We start from the raw sequence: 18790 nt of genomic DNA, 5'->3' as shown, positions 1-18790 counted from the left end.
CGATATGCATATTCCACAACTTCGGATGGAGAGTAAGTTTGCACAATTAGGATTAAACATTCGAAAGCCTGTACAAGAAATCAAGCAACCGCAGGCTGAGATGAATCTAAGTCAAAAGCCAGCGGAACTTAATATTGAACAAGCTCGGACAGACTTGCAAATAGATTCAAGTCAGGCTAGGGCGAACATTGGTATAATGACTTCTATGGAATTCAGTGACAGCAACGCCTCTTATGGTAAGGAAAAATGGTTGCAGGCGATAGCTGAAAAAAGCCAAGAAGGCGATCGGATGATGAGGATTTATACAAAGGAAAATGCGATTGCAGAAATCGGAAGAGAAAAAGGGCTGAGAGCACTAGAGGGAGGGTTTAGACCCCCTCCTGCATCTAGTGATGAAGGTGTAGAAGTTAGTATTCAAGCAAAACCTGTTATAATAAATATCAAACGTAATGGCATGAGTATGAATCCGGTGTTGAGCCCCCCTGAGCTGTCGTATACACAAGGGAAGGTAGAACCGTATATGCTTCAGTATAATAGTCTCAAGATAAGCGTAATAGGAAGTCAAATGGATCAAATGATGTGAGCGAGGGGAAAACATGAATACAAGCCAGCAAGTGGAATTGGGAAAGATATTCTTTGAGGATGGTATTCCAGGTTTTTCTCATTTGCAGTTTTTCCAATTGATACAGGAAGAAGAAAGCCGGCTTTTTCTCATTCAATCTACTGAAGAAAAAGATGTTGGATTTTGGGCGATTGATCCATTTGTTTATTTCCCTAATTATGAGTTCTCTTTAACACCAACAGTGAAAACCTCACTTAGCATAGGAGATAATACAGGAATAGCTGTATTTTGTATAGTGACCATAAGAGGAAATAATCAAGTCACAGTCAATTTAAAAGCTCCAGTTGTAGTCAATCTTTCTAATCGGATGGGTAAACAGATCATATTGCAGGAAGATACGTATTTAATTCGTCAGCCTTTGTTTGAATCAGGGGCTACTGACAAGAAATAAGGTGGTGTTGCGCGCATGTTGGTCCTTTCTCGCAAGAAAAATGAATCAATAATGATTGGTGACACCATTGAAATTAAGATCATTTCTATTGACGGTGAGCAGATACGTTTAGGAATAGAAGCTCCGAGGAATCTAGAAGTTTACCGTAAAGAGATTTTTGATGCCATTCAGGAAGAAAATCGATTGGCGACTAGTGGACAAGCCGATTGGTCAACTATTAAACAGCTTTTGCGAACAAGTGAAGGGCCTAAAGATGATCTGTAGATCATCTTTTTCTTATTTTTGCAGAAAAAAGTAAAAAAACGCTAATGACCCTAAAGGGATGAACCGATAATAATAATGTAGGGATAAAGTCGTAAGCGCGCGATTGCGATAAGTCCTAAAAATTTAGGAACAGTCACAGGGACGTGACTGTCGAACAATCAAGGAGGAAAAACGAATGATTATCAACCACAATATTTCCGCAATGAACACACACCGTCAACTGGGTGTAAACACTAGCGGCCTGTCCAAAAACGTTGAGAAGCTGTCTTCTGGCTACCGCATCAACCGTGCTGCTGACGACGCTGCAGGTCTCTCCATCTCCGAGCGTATGCGTGCACAAATCCGTGGTATGGAACAAGCTTCCCGTAACTCCCAAGACGGTATCTCTCTGATCCAAACAGCTGAGGGTGCTCTGCAAACTGTTAACAACATGCTTACTCGTATTAAAGAGTTGGCTACACAATCTGCGAACGGAACCTATGATAGCACAAATGACCGTACTCGCTTGCAAGAAGAGTTGACTGAGCTGACTAGCGAGGTTACAAACATTAAAGATAATACCAAATTCAACGGTATCTCTCTGCTCGCAAACAACGCTGGCTCTATCGCTATCCAAATTGGTCAAGAAGCTGGTCAAAAATTGACTTTGGACGCTACGAAATTCTCCTTGGGTGGGGTTTCCACTGCATTGGCAGCTTGGAGCATTAATACTCCTGGCGGAGCTTCCGGTGTACTGGCTAGCATCGATGATGTTATCAACTTGGTGAGTGCTGCACGTTCTTACCTGGGTGCTAACCAAAACCGTCTGGAAAACACAATTAACAACCTGAATATCACAACTGAAAACCTGACTGCTGCTGAATCCCGTATCCGTGACGTTGATATGGCGAAAGAGCAAATGGCTTTCACTAAGAACAACATTCTTACACAAGCTTCCCAAGCAATGTTGGCACAAGCTAATCAATTGCCACAAGGTGTTCTTCAATTGCTCCGTTAATCATAGTTCAATCAAACATAGACTTCTGTTTTACAGAAGTCTATGTTTTTTGTTATTTTAGAGACAAAGTACCCATATAGATGGGCTATTTTTCCTTTAACTATATTCAAGGATTTCGCCGATAAAATAACTAGAAGGACAATACTGGGAGGCATTCTATATGAGAGTTTCAATCCTCGGACAAGAATTCCATTTTGAAAATAAAGAAAGTATCAATATGGATATAGTTGAGTTTATTCAAGGAAAAATTGATAATTCAAATTTGCTATTTAGCCACTTGCGTATAGATGGGATTGAAGTGTTTGAAAGCTTTCAAGCTTATCTATCTAGTCAATCTACCGTGGTAAATAATATAGAAGTGATTATGACATCTCCTAATGAACTCGTATATGAAACGCTAACCTCGGCGATCCAATACATAGAAGGGTCTCTTGCAGAAGTAAAGGTCCTTGCCGATAGCTTCTATCAAAGCACTTCAAATAATGACATATGGGGAAAGCTTCAATACGTGGTTGAGGGGATTCAATGGTTCCAGGAAACCTCCAGCTTTATTAAACAGCAGAAAGTAAGAGCTGATATAAAAGACTTCGCTTCGGAATTCCTTGATTTTTCCAAGGAGGCTAAAGTGTTAATGGAAGCTGTTCAGCAGGAAGACAAAATTTTAATTGGTGATATCCTACAGTACGAGATTAAACCACGTTTTGAAGAGATTCTCAGAGGGTTACCAGATCTTGTGAAAAATGAGGTTGTGTCGTAATGATACTAATTGATAACATAACGTACTTAAAAAAAAACTTCCAAGAAACATGGGGAATTCTCCAAGAGAACCAGAAAGAATTAGATCGTTCAAACTTCCACGTTGAAGCAGCGAAAAACGGGCAATCGACTTTGACAGTCCAAAACGAATTAGGCTTTAATTATCTCCATAGCAAATATGATCCAGCAGCAGAGGCGGAAAAGATCATATCTCAGTATAAAGATATTGACGAAAGCAAAGAGGTTATCTTTTTTGGTATAGGGTTGGGGTATCATGTAGAAGCATTTATACGTTTACATCCAAATGTATCATACAGTCTCTATGAACCGAAGTTGTGCGCTTTCAACGAATTTTTAAGTAATAGGCAACTACACAAAGTTTTGAGTCGCAAACTAAAAAATTTATACATTGGTTTGGAAGAAAAATACTTAACCAAAAATCTCACTCATTTTCTTAATTATGCTAAAAGGGAAGTTGTGTTTATTATACTTCCTTCATACGAGCGGGTGTTTCAAGAAGAGACGAAGTATTTTATTGAGGAGTTTCGGGATAAGGTCTTTTTAAAACGTGCTAATATAAGTGCCAATTTAAGTTTTGCTAAACGACTTACCGTAAACAGTATTATAAATTTGCCAACTACAATCAAGACCCCTAATATACTTCATGAAAAGCCAGGAAACTTTGTAGGAAAACCAGTAATTTTGGTTTCAGCGGGACCTTCCCTCGATGAGGAGTATGAAAATCTTCGATATATCAAGGAAAATGGCTTGGCTTATATTTTTTCTGTAGGTACTTCTATTAACTCGTTAATAGAGAATGGTATTTATCCTGATGCAGCTTGTACTTATGATGGTAGTGAAGAAAATCAAATGGTTTTTGAGAAGGTAATTGAGAGAGGTATTAATTCCATTCCTTTAATTTACGGCAGTGTTGTAGGGCATGAATTGATTCCAAAATATCTTGGCCCGCTTGCTAATTTTATCGTGGCTCGAGATTATGTTGCTCCGCTTTATTTGAAAAGAAAAGATGAGAAGAGTATTGAGTTTTTAGACAACTCTAAGTCTATTGCGATTATTACATTGCAACTTTTGTATAAGTTAGGATGCAATCCAGTTATTCTGGTAGGCCAAAATCTAGCTTTTTCAGGCGATCGCTGGTATTCAAAAGCAATCACTTACGTTGGTAAGGTAAGTGAACAACAACGAAGAGAAGCAATCCTTGTAAAGGACGTAGAAGGTAATGATGTTTATACAAATAGAGGTTTAGATATGTTCCGCAAAGAGATGGAACACTATGTGAATTTGTACACGGATTTGGAAGTGATTAACACAACAAAAGGCGGAGCTCACATAGCAAAGACAACTTACATTCCATTAGAAAAGGTAATCCGCGAACGACTCCTAGATAAGAATATTGTAAGTAATGATTGGATTACTAAAAACGCTGTCCAGTATGATCTTGTTCATTTTCAGGAGAAGGCAGACTGGATGAATGAACTTCAAATTAAATTGGACAATGTTTACCGCACTTTAGATAATTTACTCGCGGATATGGAATATCAACTAAAACGTAAAAACGCTAAAGAATTGGAAAGATTATTTAATAAATTTGATAAAGCGTTTGATAAACTACAAGCTAATCATTTTTTCGTACTACTAGTTCAAACGATGAATGGAACTGAGTTTGAATTCATTATGGAAATGTTTAAAGAGTTACGTTTTTCCAATGATACCTTTTTGAAGGCCGAACGAGTCACGAAAGAATTTCGTTCCTACATGGAAAACTGTCGACTCGATATTAAAAAAGTAAAAGAAATAATGGATACATTGCACCGGGAAGTAAACGAATACGCTACGTGCGCGAAATAGTGGAGAGTATGTTATGAAGATAAATACAAAAAAAGTACTAGTTACTGGTGCTGATGGTTTTATCGGTTCACATCTGACAGAAGAGTTGATCCGTCGAGGATATGATGTGAAAGCCTTTGTATACTATAATTCATTTAATTCATGGGGATGGTTAGACAATTCTCCCAAAGAGATCATGAGTCACTGTGAGGTATTTACAGGTGATATCCGTGATCCACATGGAGTAAAAGCAGCCATGCAGGGATGTGATGCTGTACTTCATCTCGCTGCACTGATTGCAATTCCTTACTCGTATCATTCTCCAGACACCTATGTAGATACTAATATTAAAGGGACACTTAATGTGCTACAGGCAGCACGAGAACTTGGGATAGAAAAAATTGTTCACACATCTACGAGTGAAGTATATGGGACGGCAAAGTTCGTTCCTATTACAGAAGAACATCCGTTACAAGGACAATCCCCCTATTCAGCTAGCAAAATAGGAGCGGATCAACTGGCGTATTCATACTACAGTTCGTTTAATCTTCCAGTTTCCATTATTAGACCATTTAACACATACGGTCCACGGCAATCTGCCCGAGCAGTTATCCCTACGATTATTTCTCAAATCGCGGCAGGACAAACCAAAATTAAACTTGGCTCAGTACATCCAACGAGAGATTTTAACTATGTAAAGGATACGGTAAATGGTTTTATCTCTGTACTAGAATCAAATAAATCGATTGGTGAAGTAATTAATATTGGTAGTAATTACGAGATATCTATAGGTGAGACAGCAAGAATAATTGCTGAACTAATGGATGTCGAATTAGATATTATTACTGATGATACTCGTCTACGCCCAGAAAAAAGCGAAGTTGAGCGCCTGTGGGCAGATAACTCGAAAGCAAAGGAATTATTGGGGTGGACACCTAACTATGGCGGTGTAACTGGTTTTAAAAAAGGCTTAACAGAAACGATTGAATGGTTCTCATTGAAAGACAATTTGGCCCAATATAAGGTGGGGATGTACAACCTATGAAGCAGCCACTTCGAACCGAATCAATCATTTCGATATTGAAAGATTTTAAGCCAAAAGATATGAGTTTTCTTGCTCTACATGAGCCAAGTTTTCAGGGAAATGAATGGGTATACGTGAAAGAATGCCTCGATTCCGGTTGGGTTTCATCAGTTGGGAAATATGTAGACAAGTTTGAACAAATGCTACAGGAATACACTGGAATGAAAAGAGCTGTCGCTGTAATGAATGGCACAGCAGCTCTGCATGTTTCGCTTTTGCTAGTAGGTGTAGAGCCTGAGGACGAAATATTAATCCCTACTCTTACATTTATCGCCACTGCAAATGCTGTAGCTTACTGTGGGGCAATTCCCCACTTTGTAGATTGTCATGAGGAAACGCTAGGGCTTGACCCGCGTAAGCTTGAACTCTATTTGCAAGAAATTGCCGAAGTTCGCCCTGAGGGATGCTTTAACAAGCAGACGGGTAAGCGAATAAAAGCAGTTGTCCCTATGCACACTTTTGGGCATCCAGTAGATCTGGACTACTTATTAGAGGTGTGTGTGAAGTATCGGTTAGAGCTTGTAGAAGATGCAGCAGAGTCCCTGGGCTCCTTTTATAAAGGGAAACATACGGGACATTGGGGAAAGGTTTCAGCACTGAGTTTCAATGGAAACAAAGTAGTGACAACTGGAGGTGGGGGCGCGATCCTTACCAACGACGAAGAGTTGGGCAGGCTTGCTAAGCATCTCACAACTACAGCAAAGAAACCACATAAATGGGCGTTCGAACATGACCAGATTGGATATAACTACAGAATGCCAAATATTAATGCAGCTCTGGGGTGTGCTCAATTAGAGATGTTACCAGAGTTCATCGAGCAGAAGAGGGCTTTGGCAAAGAAATACAAAGAGGCTTTCAGTATGTTGGACGGTATAAAGCTTTTAACAGAGCCAACACATTCTAAAAGTAATTATTGGTTACATGCACTTATCCTCGATCCTGAGTATGCGCCACTTCGTGATGACATACTGACAGAGACTAATGAACAAGGGATTATGACTCGACCAGCATGGGCCTTGTTACATAAGTTACCCATGTTCTGTAATTCTCCCAAAATGGACGTTTCAATTGCGGAGAGTATTGAGCAAAGAATGATAAACATTCCAAGTAGTCCTTATTTGGGGGCAAACAATGTCTAAGCGAAAAATTTGTATTGTTACTGGAACACGTGCTGAATACGGATTGTTATATTGGTTAATGAAAGAAATAAATGATGACTCTGATCTTGAACTGCAAATCATTGCAACGGGATCACACCTATCGCCAGAATTCGGAATGACCTATAAACAAATTGAAAATGATGGCTTTGTGATAAACGAAAAGCTAGAAATGCTTTTGTCTAGCGATTCACCAGTAGGTATTACCAAATCTCTTGGATTAGCAACAATAGGATTTGCTGAAGCTCTTGAGAGGTTGAAACCAGATGTAATCGTTATTTTGGGAGACCGCTATGAGGCTCTGGCAGTAGCACAAGCCGCATTAATTGCACGTATTCCCGTCGCACATATCTCTGGAGGGGAAACTACTGAAGGAGTCATTGACGAAGCGATCAGGCACGCAATCACAAAGATGGCTCATTTTCATTTTGTAGGAGCTGATGAATACAAGCGAAGAGTGGTTCAATTAGGGGAACAGCCCGACCGAGTGTTTAATTATGGAGATGTTGGGCTTGATAACATTAACAGATTGAAGCTGCTAAACCAAACCGAGTTGGAAGAGAGTCTAGGTTTCCCTTTAGGTGCTCTGAATTTTCTTGTCACCTATCATCCTGAATCTTTAAGTCATATTGATCCTGTTATGGCAGTGCACGCACTTTTTGAAGCGATGGATGCTTTTCCAGAGGCAAAAGTGATTATTACGAAACCAAATGCGGATACTGGTAGCAGGGGCATTTTGCAAATGATTGATAAGTATGCTGCCAATCAACCTGAGCGAGTATTTGCATTTACGTCCCTCGGTCAAGTCCGTTATTTGAGTACGATGAAATATTGTAATGTGGTTATTGGAAATTCATCGAGTGGCATCGTAGAAGCGCCAATATTAAAAAAGCCCACAGTCAACATAGGCAATAGACAAAGTGGTCGATTGAAAGCAGCATCTATTATCGATTGTGGAGGGACAGCTCAAGAAATAAAATCTGCAATTGAGAAATCATTGTCGGATGGATTTCAGGATCGGGTGTCTAAGGTCACATCGTTATATGGAGAGGGAAATACTGCAGAGAAAATAAAGCATGTTTTAAAACATGCAGATATTCATTCTGTGATTGTTAAGAAGTTTTACGACATTATCTTTTAATTTCTGTGATTGAAAAATGAGGGGATTCAGATGGGGATAAAAATTGGGGGAGAATTTGAGCTATCCGTGGACGTATTAAAAGAATCCCCGAAAAACTATAACATGCTTTCTCTAAAAAAAGAGAAGTATATTTCAGTTGATACTGGAAGATCGGCTCTATATGTTGCATTACAAGAGATAATAAAGAAGGTTAGAAAAAGAGAAGCATGGATACCCATGTTTTGCTGTGATTCGGTTGTAGCTCCATTTATTCAGTTGGGCTTTACCGTAAATTACTATTCGATGGGAGATGATTTACGCTCCCCTAGTAAATTGCCGAATTCATTGGAAGATATAACGTTTTTATTCATTAATTATTTTGGAAAAAAAAATGAGACGATCATTGAGTGGTTGGAGCATAACAGGAAAAAGAGCACCGTCGTAATTGAAGATAATGTACAAGCAGTTTTAAGTGATAATGTAGGTAACAATGGGGATTATGTGATATATAGTCTCCGGAAGTATCTCCCTCAACCGGATGGCGCATTGTTGGCGTATAACGGAGAAACTATTTCTCCACAATTATTGGAACCGAACGAGCAATTTATATCAGAAAAAGTGATTGGAAAGCTATTAAGAGGGGCCGACGCCGACGCAGAAACTTTTTTAAAACTCTTCTCGAGTAGCGAAGAGAGTGTGGATGGTCAAATAAAGCCACGGATGATGTCTGTATTTTCTCGATTTCTGTTTGATCGAGTGAATTTGGCGCAAGTAAAGCAGGTAAGAAGAGATAATTGGACCTACATTCAGACTTCTATTAAGGCATTAAAAGGTAATCCAAATATGCTCCACCCTTTATACGATGAGTTAGAGAGTGAAGAGGTCCCACTGGGGTATCCGATCGTTGTAAAAAACCAGAAACGAGACCAACTAAAACACTATCTTGCTTCCTATGATATCTTTTGTCCAGTCCATTGGCCGATTCCTATGAATAGAAGCCGGTCAATAGAGAATTACACAGATTATCAGCTCAGTACCTCGATTCTTACACTACCTATTGATCAAAGGCTATCGAGGAAAGAGATACAATATATGGTTGACAAAATAAGTGAATTTTACGGGGAGATAACAAATACATGAAAACCGACAATGTATTTATCATCGCAGAAGCAGGTGTAAATCATAATGGCTCACTAGAAATGGCAAAAAAGTTGATTGATGCCGCAGCAGAAGCGGGAGCCGATGCCGTGAAATTTCAAACATTTAAATCGAATCAAGTGATAAGTAAATTTGCCGAGAAAGCAGCGTACCAAAAACAAACAACCGGGAATGAAGAAAGCCAACTAGAAATGGTCAAAAAACTAGAGTTGGATGAGGCGGCTCATCATGAACTTAGAGGGTATTGTGTGCAAAGGGACATTGAGTTTCTGTCTACTCCATTTGATTTGGAAAGTGTAGATCTACTTGTTGAAAAAATGGGAGTATCTTTGCTAAAAGTACCTTCCGGTGAAATAACCAACGGTCCTCTCTTGTTAAAAGTGGCTCAAACGGGATTACCTGTTATTTTATCGACAGGAATGGCAGTTTTGGGCGAAATAGAGCAAGCGTTGGGGGTACTTGCTTTTGGATATTTATACCCTGATGGAAAACCAAGTATTCATGCATGTCAAGCAGCCTATACGAGTAATGCTGGTAGACAGATTTTAAAGGAAAAAGTAATGTTGCTTCATTGTACAACGGAATATCCGGCTCCTCTGGAAGACGTTAATCTTCTGGCTATGGACACTATGCGAGCAGCTTTTGGGCTACCGGTCGGTTACTCAGACCACACGGAAGGTATTGTTGTACCAATTGCTGCTGTAGCTCGAGGCGCAAATATTATAGAAAAACACTTCACACTTGATAAAAATTTGCCGGGTCCAGATCATAAAGCGTCATTAGAACCAGGCGAATTACGAGAAATGGTTCAAGCAATTAGACAGGTTGAAAAAGCTTTAGGTTCAGCTGTAAAAGCCCCATCTCCATCTGAACATAAGAATAAAGATATTGCTAGGAAAAGTCTGGTGGCAGCAGAAGATATACTGGCGGGTCAAGTATGGACAGAACAGAACCTTACTACCAAACGTCCTGGAACGGGGATCTCACCTATGCGCTTTTGGGAATTGCTTGGGAAGACTGCGGGGAAAAGCTACAAAGAGGACGAGGTACTTACAGAGTATGCAGATCACTTATAAACAAGCGACAGCTTTGTTTAATGAAATCGATCCAAAATTAAAAATTCCTTCACAGCACCCAATTTATTTACAGATCGATTGCAAAAGGGAGAAAGAAACGGTACCTACCTACTTTGTTTACGAAGAAAGTGGTTATCTATATTATCATGCTTTTCAAGTAACACCAGTGCTTGAAACAGATTATTACGATATCCAATCTCCTTATGGTTATGGAGGGCCTGTGTCCACTTCACGGGATAAAGGCTTTCTAGAGCGAGCCTGGTCTGCTTATAAGTCATGGTGCAGTCAAAATAATATCATGGCAGAGTTTATTCGTTTTCATCCTGTCGTAGGGAACTGGGAATACTATCATGGAGTTGTTCACTTTGATAGAGAGACAGTTTGGATAGATTTGCGCGAATATGATTTAGTAATTGGGTATCAATCGAAAACCAGGAATATGCTCCGTAAAGCGATAAAATGTGGTTTGACCGTAGAGTGGTACGAGAAAACAGAGTTCTTCAAATTGTTCACTCCTTTGTATGAGAATCTAATGAATCAGTTACAAGCATCTGATTTTTATAATTTCTCAGATGAATACTATGACGCTTGGATACAAAGCGATTTCGGACAGTATGCTATTTGCAAAAAGGACGGGGAGGTAGTGGCAGCAAGCGTCTTTTATTACTGCGATGACATCATGGAGTATCACTTGTCTGCATCGAATGAAATTGGTAAGAAATATGCTGCCAATACGTTACTGCTTCATGAGGCTGGCAAACGTGGCAAGGAATTAGGGTGCAAATTGCTACACTTAGGTGGAGGAACAAATAATCTGCCTGACAATGCTCTGTATAAATTTAAGGCTGGGTTTTCAAATCACCGGGGGCTATATCATATTGGTAAGTACATACATCTTCCTGACGTTTACGAGAATCTAAAGGCAGAATGGCAAGATAAAAAGGGTGAAGTTTCCAATCGTATTTTATTCTATCGTTAGGAGGAAGTTGGTCTATGAGTTGGGATCCCGTTTGGGAAGAAGTTTTTACAAAACAAGAGTGGGGAAAATACCCGGGAGAAGATACAATACGTTTCATTGCAAGAAACTTTTATAAGGCGCCTCAACGTAATGAAGTCAAAATCCTTGAAGTCGGTTGCGGACCTGGTGCAAATCTTTGGTATATTGCGAGAGAAGGTTTTCGCGTATATGGAATAGATGGTTCAGAAACTGCAGTTAAGAAAGCCGAAGAGCGCTTGAATATAGAGTGCCCCCAATGGCAGGGAGAAGTACGAGTGGGGGATTTTTCAAAGCTACCCTATCCAGATCAATATTTTGATGCTGTTATTGATAATGAAGCTATCTATTGCAATTCTTTTGATGATTCAGTGGGTATTTACCAAGAAATATCAAGAGTAACTAAAAAAGGTGGTAAATTGTTTTCTCGTACATTTGCTGCAGGATGCTGGGGAGACGGAACCGGACAAAAAGTGGGGCACAATGCCTATCTTGTAAGTGAAGGGCCTCTATATCAGAAGGGCTACTCACGTTTTACAACGCTTGAGGAAATACCAGAGCTAATATCGGGTTTTAAAATCTCTGAAATCCAGCTCCTTTCTAGAAAGGTAATCGGCGAATTTTCTGTTGAGAGGGATATTAAAGAGTGGATTATCAGCGGAGAAAAAGAGTAGTCGCTGAAATTCTTTCATAAAGAGAGGGTTGATTTTTCATGAATGATTGGACGAATATACTTATCAGCCCTACGACTCCGATATTAAAGGCAATTGAGATCATCGACGCAGGTGCAAGACAATTGGCATTGGTCGTCGATGACGATAATCGTTTACTGGGGACAGTTACTGATGGGGACATTCGCAGGGGACTACTTAAAGGAAAATTGTTGAATGATCCAGTTGAGGGAGTCATGAACTCTTATCCGACTGTTGCATCACCCTATGATACTCGTGAAAATATCTTAGCGTTGATGAAGGTAAGGCAGCTACACCAAATTCCCGTTGTGGACGATGATGGGCGAGTAATTCATGTAGAGATGTTGAACGATTTATTACGTCCGATCTTAAAAGATAACTGGATAGTATTAATGGCAGGGGGGCAAGGGACACGATTACAGCCACTTACATACGATTGTCCCAAACCACTTTTAAAAGTAGGTAATAAACCGTTATTGGAGACTATCTTATTAAATTTTATTGAGCATGGGTTCCATAAATTTTATATATCTGTAAATTATAAAGCGGAAATGATTCAAGAATATTTTGGTGACGGTTCTCGTTGGAATGTCACTATAAAATATTTGAACGAAGAAAAGTCGCTAGGGACGGCAGGAGCGCTTAGTTTATTACCGGAAAAACCTACATTACCTCTACTTGTTATGAATGGAGATTTATTAACCAAAATAAATTTTGAACAATTACTTGATTTCCATATTGCATATCAAGCTAAGGGAACCATGTGTGTTAGAGAATATGATTTTCAAGTCCCATATGGAGTAGTAAAGGTAGATAAGCAACGGATGGTAGGGATTGAAGAAAAGCCAGTTCAACGCTTTTTTGTCAATGCGGGAATTTATGTGCTAGATCCATCTGTAATCGAGATGATTCCCTCTAATGAGTTTTTTGATATGCCAAGTTTGTTCGATAAGTTTCTTCTGGAAGAACAACAGACGATCGTTTTCCCCATACGTGAATATTGGCTTGATATCGGCAGATTATCTGATTTTGAACGGGCGAATGTCGAATTTGCGGAGGTATTCGGATGATCCGCGGGAAAAAAGTATTGGCAGTAATTCCAGCTAGAGGTGGTTCTAAAGGGGTTCCCCGTAAAAACATCAAGCCTCTTGGCAGTAAACCGCTTGTTGCGTGGACGATCGACGAAGCTAAAAAGTCAGCATATATAGATCGGCTAATTGTATCGACTGACGATGAGGAGATTGCTGAGGTTGCGATGAAATATGGGGGTGAAGTACCATACATGCGTCCAACTGAGTTGGCACAGGATAATACGTCAGGTTTAGCTCCTGTTCTTCATGCGTTGAAGATGATACCTGGCTATGACTATGTAGTACTATTGCAGCCAACCTCCCCTCTTCGAACCGTAGGAGATATAGATGGAAGTATTGAGAAGTGCATAGATTTAGTAGCAAATGCTTGTGTAACGGTAACTCTATCAGATAAGCCCCCTTATTGGATGTATCAATTGCATGCAGAGGACCGATTAAAGCCAGTAATAGAGCCAGATCAACAAATTATGAGAAGACAGGACGCGCCAGATGTTTATGTTTTGAATGGTGCTGTATATGTTGCTCAAACAGATTGGTTCCTTCAGCAGCAAACATTCCTTAATGAGGAAACAATCGGCTATGTCATGCCGAAAAATCGATCACATGATATCGATACACATTTGGATTTTTTGTTGGTGGAGGAAGTTTTAAAGCAGGAGAAATTCAGTGAAATGCAATGAATAGTAAATCCTCAACTAAATTATTCCGATAAAACTAGTAAAGGAATATTTTGGGGAGGGTATAGCGTGAGTATCAGTGGAAACAACTCGATCGGACCTAACTTGTTAGGGTATGCTGATAAACTATCTACTTCTTCTGGAACAAAAGAGATTGGTGTGGGAAGTGAAGCCGTCCCTGGCAATCCGGCTGTGAAGAGGGAGTCACGTGAGAGTATTGAAAAAGAGTTGGAAAACCTTAATAAATTCCTCCAATCGGGAAGTACCCATCTTAAATTTACATTGCATGAGAAATTGAATGAATACTACGTTCAGGTGTTGGACGGAAATAATAAGGTAGTACGTGAAATTCCATCTAAAAAAATCATGGACATGGTTGCGAATATGTACGAGACACTGGGCATTATTGTTGATGAAAAAAGGTAGGAGGGATTACTATGGGGATTCGTATCACTGGTATGGCCTCAGGGTTTGACACTGAGAAAATGGTTAAAGACCTAATGAAAACACAGCGAGAGCCTGTGAATCGTTTAATTAGGCAAAAGTCATTGACGGAATGGAAACGAGATGCATATCGGGATATTAACGCAGTGATGGCTGATTTGCAAAACACAGTGAACAGTATCCGATATACAGCAAACTTTAATAAAAAGATAGCAAGTTCAGAGAATGATGCCATTGTATCTGCAAAAGCTACGGGTTCACCGAAGTCTGCTTCTTATGCAATTGAGGTAAAACAGTTGGCCAAAGCTGAAATGCCAGCGGCAGTCTCTTTATCTGTTGATTCAGCTATTACTTCCTCGGGACAAGCAATTGGCTCGGCTTTCTCCTTTTCTATTGAAGGAAAAACGATTAATGTTGCTGCTACTGATACCATTGATAATGTTATTCAACAGATTAAAGGCTCCGGTGCAGGTGTGGAGGCACAATTTATTGACAATAAGCTTGTCATTAAATCGGTATCGGGCAACAATCTGGGTGGAGATAATGAGTTCGCCGTACAAGTAACAGCGGGGGACGGAAGTAAGCTAGGAATGGGCAGTACCCCGATTACATCCGGTAAAAGAATTGAAGGCCAATCGGCTATTGTGGTTATAAATGGTGTTGAACAAACTGTAACAGGAAATACAGCTAAATTTGACGGAATGGAATTCACTATTAAGCAAACCAATGTGGGTAATCCTTTGTTAGTTAGTACAAAGGAAGATGTAGATAGCATTTTTAACTCAATAAAGGGATTTGTTGATAAATACAACGCTGCAATTGAGGTTATCAACAAAAAAATATCCGAACCTAAGTATAAGGGATATCAGCCTTTACTTGATGAAGAGAAAGAAGCACTAGATGATAAAACAGCAGAAAAAATGGAGAAAATGGCAAAAAGTGGTATGTTGCTGCGTGATCCTATTTTAACAAGTGCATTGAATGAAATGCGTCGCTCGGTGAGTATGCCATTAAGTGGAACAGGGGTCAATTCTGCATTCGATACCCTCTCTGAAATTGGCATTGGTGGACCTCCTGCTGGTAAAAATGCGTATCAAGAAAATGGGAAGCTGTATATTAATGAAGAGAAGCTAAGAGATGCAATTAACAACCATGGTGATGATGTAATTAAACTTTTCACCAATTATAGTTCTTCTTCCGATTCCGCTACTAAGTATAAAGAGAGCGGTATTTCGGAACGGTTATTTGGTAATCTCACGAAGGTAATAAAAGAGGTAACCAAGGAGGCAGGTAGCTCCTCTACAGCATACGACGATAGTTATCTAACCCGGAAGATTGCCAGAACTGATGAAGATATTGAGCAATGGGAAGATCGCTTAAAGGTAATTGAGGATCGTTACTATAAGCAATTCTCTGCTATGGAGAAAGCAATGTCAAAAAGCCAGTCCCAAGGCTCTTGGTTCGCACAAATGTTAGGGCAACGATAATAGGGAGTGATGCAGATGTTACAAAATGCTGCTCAAACATACCAATCTAATCAGGTAACGACCGCTACTCCTGCTGATTTGACATTGATGTTATACAATGGAGCACTTAAGTTTATTAAACAAGTTAAAGGCGCAATTGAGGATAAGGATGTAGCAAAGGCACACGAAGCATCTCTCAAAGTGCAAAATATTTTATATGAGCTGATGTCTACCTTGAATAGCGATTATACGATCTCTAAAGACTTCATTAAGCTCTATGAATATATGCTCCACCGTACGATTGAAGCAAATATGCGTAAAGATATAGAGATTCTGAGTGAAGTGGAAAGCTTATTCCTTCAGTTCCGAGACACATGGAAAGAGGCCATGCAGCTCGCGAAATCACAAGGGTAAGGAGCAAATGATGGAAAAGACAATTGAGGAACTCTTGGAACGTTTGCTTAGAGAGACTCTTCGTTTGGAAGAGATCGTGATGCAAGATGACTCGGAGCCAGAAGAGTGGTTGACTATTTTGGATGAGAGGGAAAAGCTCATTGAATCGCTGCAAGAAAAAGGGCTGGAGGATATGCTAACAGAATCCAATCGTCAACTACTTTCGAAAGTGTTTGCCATCAATCAAAGACTGTTTCCACTGATAGAGGGACACAAGCAAGAGATCCAAAAAAAATTGAATAATGTTCAACGTAGCAGGATGGTTACGAATTCTTATCAGGATGCAGGACCAACTGGTTACGGAGCGTTTTTTGACAGAAAAAAATAGGAACAAGTGGGACGTAATAGAATCCCTTTATGATAGAGAGTGAAAAGCGTCTGTCTGAAAAGATAAACGTAACGCTTTCGATCGGAGGGGATTTTCTTACGTTTAAGTAAGACTACGTTACGTCAACGTAATCTAAGAATAGTTGAGGAATGAAGACTTCAGTTTAATACAATTGTCCTATTTTGCTTACGACTAGATTTACCGATATTTGAAATAGCCGATGATGCCTGTACATAATATTTAACTTCAATGGAGTGTTATTATGCCTGATATTAAAGCACTAATACTAGCAGATACTATTGTTGACCCTATTCTGAGATTTTTGTCAGATCGTTCAACCACTCCTTTCATTGAGGCGAAGACAGGGCCTTATAATCAAGTCCAACAGATATTAATGGATCCACACCACAGTGTCTGGAAGGAAGAAAATGAACTATTAATCGTGTGGACAACCCCTGAAAGAAGTATTCCATCTTTTGAAAAAGTATTGGGTTATGAGGAATTTGAAATCAATTCGTTAATGGACGAAGTCGATTACTTTGCAAGGAATATAATAGAATCTAGTCAAAGAAGCAAACTTACTTTTGTTGTTTCTTGGTCAATGCCACCTCATTATCGAGAGATTCAGACTCTTGCATATAAACATAATGTAGGACATACCAATATATTAATGCAAATGAACCTCCGCTTAGCTCAACACTTCAGTAACTACAATCATATTGTTCTATTAGATTCTAACTATTGGTATATTTCTTTGCAAAAGAAGAGCTTTGACCATAAAATGTTCGCACTTGGGAAAATTAACTACTCTAGAGATTACTTTGAGAAAGCTGCTTATGAAATGAAGTCTGTCATTCGAGCATTTCAAGGACAAACTAAAAAGGTAATTATTTGCGATTTGGATAATACTCTTTGGGGAGGTATTATCGGAGATGATGGGATTGATAATATTAATTTAGGTGGAATTAATCCCATTGGAGAGAGCTTCATTCAATTCCAAAAGGAATTAAAAAAACTTAGAGAACGTGGAATTTTACTTGCCATAAGCAGTAAAAATGATGAGAGCATTGCAAAAGATATGATAGAGAATCATCCGGAAATGATATTGAGAATGTTCGACTTTTCTTCTTATCGGATTAATTGGAAGGATAAGGCGGAGAATATCGCAGAAATGGTAAACGAATTGAATATTGGTCTGCAGTCTGTTGTTTTTTTAGATGATAATCCTACTGAAAGAGAAAGAGTAAAGCAGGCATTCCCAGAGATATATACTCCTGATTTACCTGAGGATTATACGGCGTATCCAACATTTATTCGTATGCTTGATTGTTTTGAAACTATTGAAATTACTCGTGAAGACAGAGTTAGAACAGAAATGTATCAAAAAGAATCTGAACGAAAAATAAGTCTTTCAAATGCGTCATCAATAGATGATTGGTTAAAATCTTTGGATATTATCGTTAAAGTACTTCCGTTAGAGAAAAATCTATTGACACGTGCAGTCCAGCTTTTGAATAAAACTAACCAATTCAATATGGCTACGAATCGATACACAGAAGATGAGTACTGGAATTGGAGCAGTTTTGATCAAAATCAAGTATATGTGTTCCAAGTGCAAGATAAATTCGGCGATTCTGGAATAACTGCCTTAATAAGCTTTTCAGTATCCAATAATCAAGCGGAAATTGTTGACTTCGTCATGAGTTGTAGAGTAATGGGGAAAAAAATAGAAGAGGCATTGTTATTCAATGTCTTGTCTAAAATTAAGAAAATGAATATTGACTCAGTAAGGGCTAGGTATCAGAAAACAGACAAAAACCAACCATTCTTTGATTTTATTAAGGATAAGTATACTGATTCATCTGATTACCTATTAGACATGAATAAAGTACCAAGTCCAGATTTTATCAATGTAATTAATGAGGTGCAAAATTAATGGATGATTTCACCAAGGTACAAAATATGGTTGCTACACTCTTTGAAGCTCCTTTAGAAAGTGTTACTTTACAATCAAGCAAGGATGATTTTGTATTGTGGGATTCGCTTAACCACTTAAATCTTATTATGGAAATTGAGTCTGAATTTAATGTCTCGATAGGTATTGAGGAAATTGCTGAAATCCGGACAATTCAGGGAATTATGGATCTCCTTAAAAGACATAGGAATAAGTAA

Annotated in this window: 21 protein-coding genes; all 21 read left to right on the top strand. The window is 39.0% G+C overall.

Annotation, left to right across the window (positions count from 1 at the left end):
* Window positions 1-4 precede the first annotated feature (4 nt).
* Window positions 5-583, top strand: coding sequence for a DUF6470 family protein (locus C7R92_RS17695; RefSeq protein WP_106835162.1), 579 nt, complete (start codon window positions 5-7; stop codon window positions 581-583).
* Window positions 584-596: 13 nt separating this feature from the next.
* A complete protein-coding gene (fliW, locus tag C7R92_RS17690) occupies window positions 597-1013 on the top strand; it encodes a flagellar assembly protein FliW (RefSeq protein WP_106835161.1) in 417 nt (138 codons plus the stop codon).
* A 15-nt stretch (window positions 1014-1028) separates the two neighbouring features.
* Window positions 1029-1277 (top strand): carbon storage regulator CsrA, encoded by a 249-nt coding sequence (gene csrA / locus C7R92_RS17685; protein ID WP_106835160.1) that lies wholly within the window; start codon window positions 1029-1031, stop codon window positions 1275-1277.
* Window positions 1278-1452: 175 nt separating this feature from the next.
* Complete coding sequence (locus tag C7R92_RS17680) at window positions 1453-2274, top strand: flagellin N-terminal helical domain-containing protein (RefSeq protein WP_106835159.1); 822 nt, start codon at window positions 1453-1455, stop codon at window positions 2272-2274.
* 160 nt (window positions 2275-2434) lie between these two features.
* On the top strand, window positions 2435-3031 hold the full coding sequence (locus C7R92_RS17675; protein ID WP_106835158.1) for a hypothetical protein: 597 nt from the start codon (window positions 2435-2437) through the stop codon (window positions 3029-3031).
* Window positions 3031-4899: a motility associated factor glycosyltransferase family protein gene (locus tag C7R92_RS17670; protein ID WP_106835157.1), complete on the top strand. Its 1869-nt coding sequence runs from the start codon at window positions 3031-3033 to the stop codon at window positions 4897-4899. The genes C7R92_RS17675 and C7R92_RS17670 overlap by 1 nt, the downstream gene beginning before the upstream one ends.
* Window positions 4900-4912: 13 nt before the next feature.
* Window positions 4913-5923, top strand: coding sequence for an NAD-dependent 4,6-dehydratase LegB (locus C7R92_RS17665; RefSeq protein WP_106835156.1), 1011 nt, complete (start codon window positions 4913-4915; stop codon window positions 5921-5923).
* A complete protein-coding gene (locus C7R92_RS17660) occupies window positions 5920-7101 on the top strand; it encodes a LegC family aminotransferase (protein ID WP_106835155.1) in 1182 nt (393 codons plus the stop codon). The genes C7R92_RS17665 and C7R92_RS17660 overlap by 4 nt, the downstream gene beginning before the upstream one ends.
* Window positions 7094-8260 (top strand): UDP-N-acetylglucosamine 2-epimerase, encoded by a 1167-nt coding sequence (neuC, locus tag C7R92_RS17655; protein ID WP_106835154.1) that lies wholly within the window; start codon window positions 7094-7096, stop codon window positions 8258-8260. Before C7R92_RS17660 ends, neuC begins: the two co-directional genes overlap by 8 nt.
* A 30-nt stretch (window positions 8261-8290) precedes the next feature.
* Window positions 8291-9379, top strand: a complete 1089-nt coding sequence (locus tag C7R92_RS17650; RefSeq protein WP_106835153.1) for a DegT/DnrJ/EryC1/StrS family aminotransferase — start codon at window positions 8291-8293, stop codon at window positions 9377-9379.
* Window positions 9376-10473 (top strand): N-acetylneuraminate synthase, encoded by a 1098-nt coding sequence (neuB, locus tag C7R92_RS17645; RefSeq protein ID WP_106835152.1) that lies wholly within the window; start codon window positions 9376-9378, stop codon window positions 10471-10473. Before C7R92_RS17650 ends, neuB begins: the two co-directional genes overlap by 4 nt.
* Window positions 10457-11452: a GNAT family N-acetyltransferase gene (locus tag C7R92_RS17640; protein ID WP_106835151.1), complete on the top strand. Its 996-nt coding sequence runs from the start codon at window positions 10457-10459 to the stop codon at window positions 11450-11452. The genes neuB and C7R92_RS17640 overlap by 17 nt, the downstream gene beginning before the upstream one ends.
* Before the next feature lie 14 nt (window positions 11453-11466).
* A complete protein-coding gene (locus C7R92_RS17635; RefSeq protein WP_106835150.1) occupies window positions 11467-12141 on the top strand; it encodes a class I SAM-dependent methyltransferase in 675 nt (224 codons plus the stop codon).
* A gap of 38 nt (window positions 12142-12179) precedes the next feature.
* Window positions 12180-13229 (top strand): nucleotidyltransferase family protein, encoded by a 1050-nt coding sequence (locus C7R92_RS17630; protein ID WP_106835149.1) that lies wholly within the window; start codon window positions 12180-12182, stop codon window positions 13227-13229.
* On the top strand, window positions 13226-13930 hold the full coding sequence (locus tag C7R92_RS17625) for an acylneuraminate cytidylyltransferase family protein (protein WP_106835148.1): 705 nt from the start codon (window positions 13226-13228) through the stop codon (window positions 13928-13930). Before C7R92_RS17630 ends, C7R92_RS17625 begins: the two co-directional genes overlap by 4 nt.
* Window positions 13931-13996: 66 nt before the next feature.
* A complete protein-coding gene (locus C7R92_RS17620; RefSeq protein WP_106835147.1) occupies window positions 13997-14353 on the top strand; it encodes a flagellar protein FlaG in 357 nt (118 codons plus the stop codon).
* A gap of 11 nt (window positions 14354-14364) precedes the next feature.
* The gene (fliD, locus tag C7R92_RS17615; protein ID WP_106835146.1) at window positions 14365-15858 is read left to right on the top strand and encodes a flagellar filament capping protein FliD; all 1494 of its coding nucleotides are present in this window, start codon (window positions 14365-14367) and stop codon (window positions 15856-15858) included.
* Between the two features lie 15 nt (window positions 15859-15873).
* Entirely contained in the window at window positions 15874-16251 is a 378-nt protein-coding gene (fliS, locus tag C7R92_RS17610; RefSeq protein ID WP_106835145.1) for a flagellar export chaperone FliS, read from the top strand.
* A 7-nt stretch (window positions 16252-16258) separates the two neighbouring features.
* The gene (locus C7R92_RS17605) at window positions 16259-16618 is read left to right on the top strand and encodes a flagellar protein FliT (protein WP_244195768.1); all 360 of its coding nucleotides are present in this window, start codon (window positions 16259-16261) and stop codon (window positions 16616-16618) included.
* A 262-nt stretch (window positions 16619-16880) separates the two neighbouring features.
* Window positions 16881-18554: an HAD-IIIC family phosphatase gene (locus C7R92_RS17600; RefSeq protein WP_106835143.1), complete on the top strand. Its 1674-nt coding sequence runs from the start codon at window positions 16881-16883 to the stop codon at window positions 18552-18554.
* Complete coding sequence (locus C7R92_RS17595) at window positions 18554-18790, top strand: acyl carrier protein (protein ID WP_106835142.1); 237 nt, start codon at window positions 18554-18556, stop codon at window positions 18788-18790. The genes C7R92_RS17600 and C7R92_RS17595 overlap by 1 nt, the downstream gene beginning before the upstream one ends.

Origin of the sequence: Brevibacillus porteri (genome assembly GCF_003013475.1) — a bacterium.
Classification (GTDB): Bacteria; Bacillota; Bacilli; order Brevibacillales; family Brevibacillaceae; genus Brevibacillus; species Brevibacillus porteri.
The sequence above is the reverse complement of the archived record's forward strand: the minus strand, read 5'-3'. Positions and strand labels throughout refer to the sequence as shown.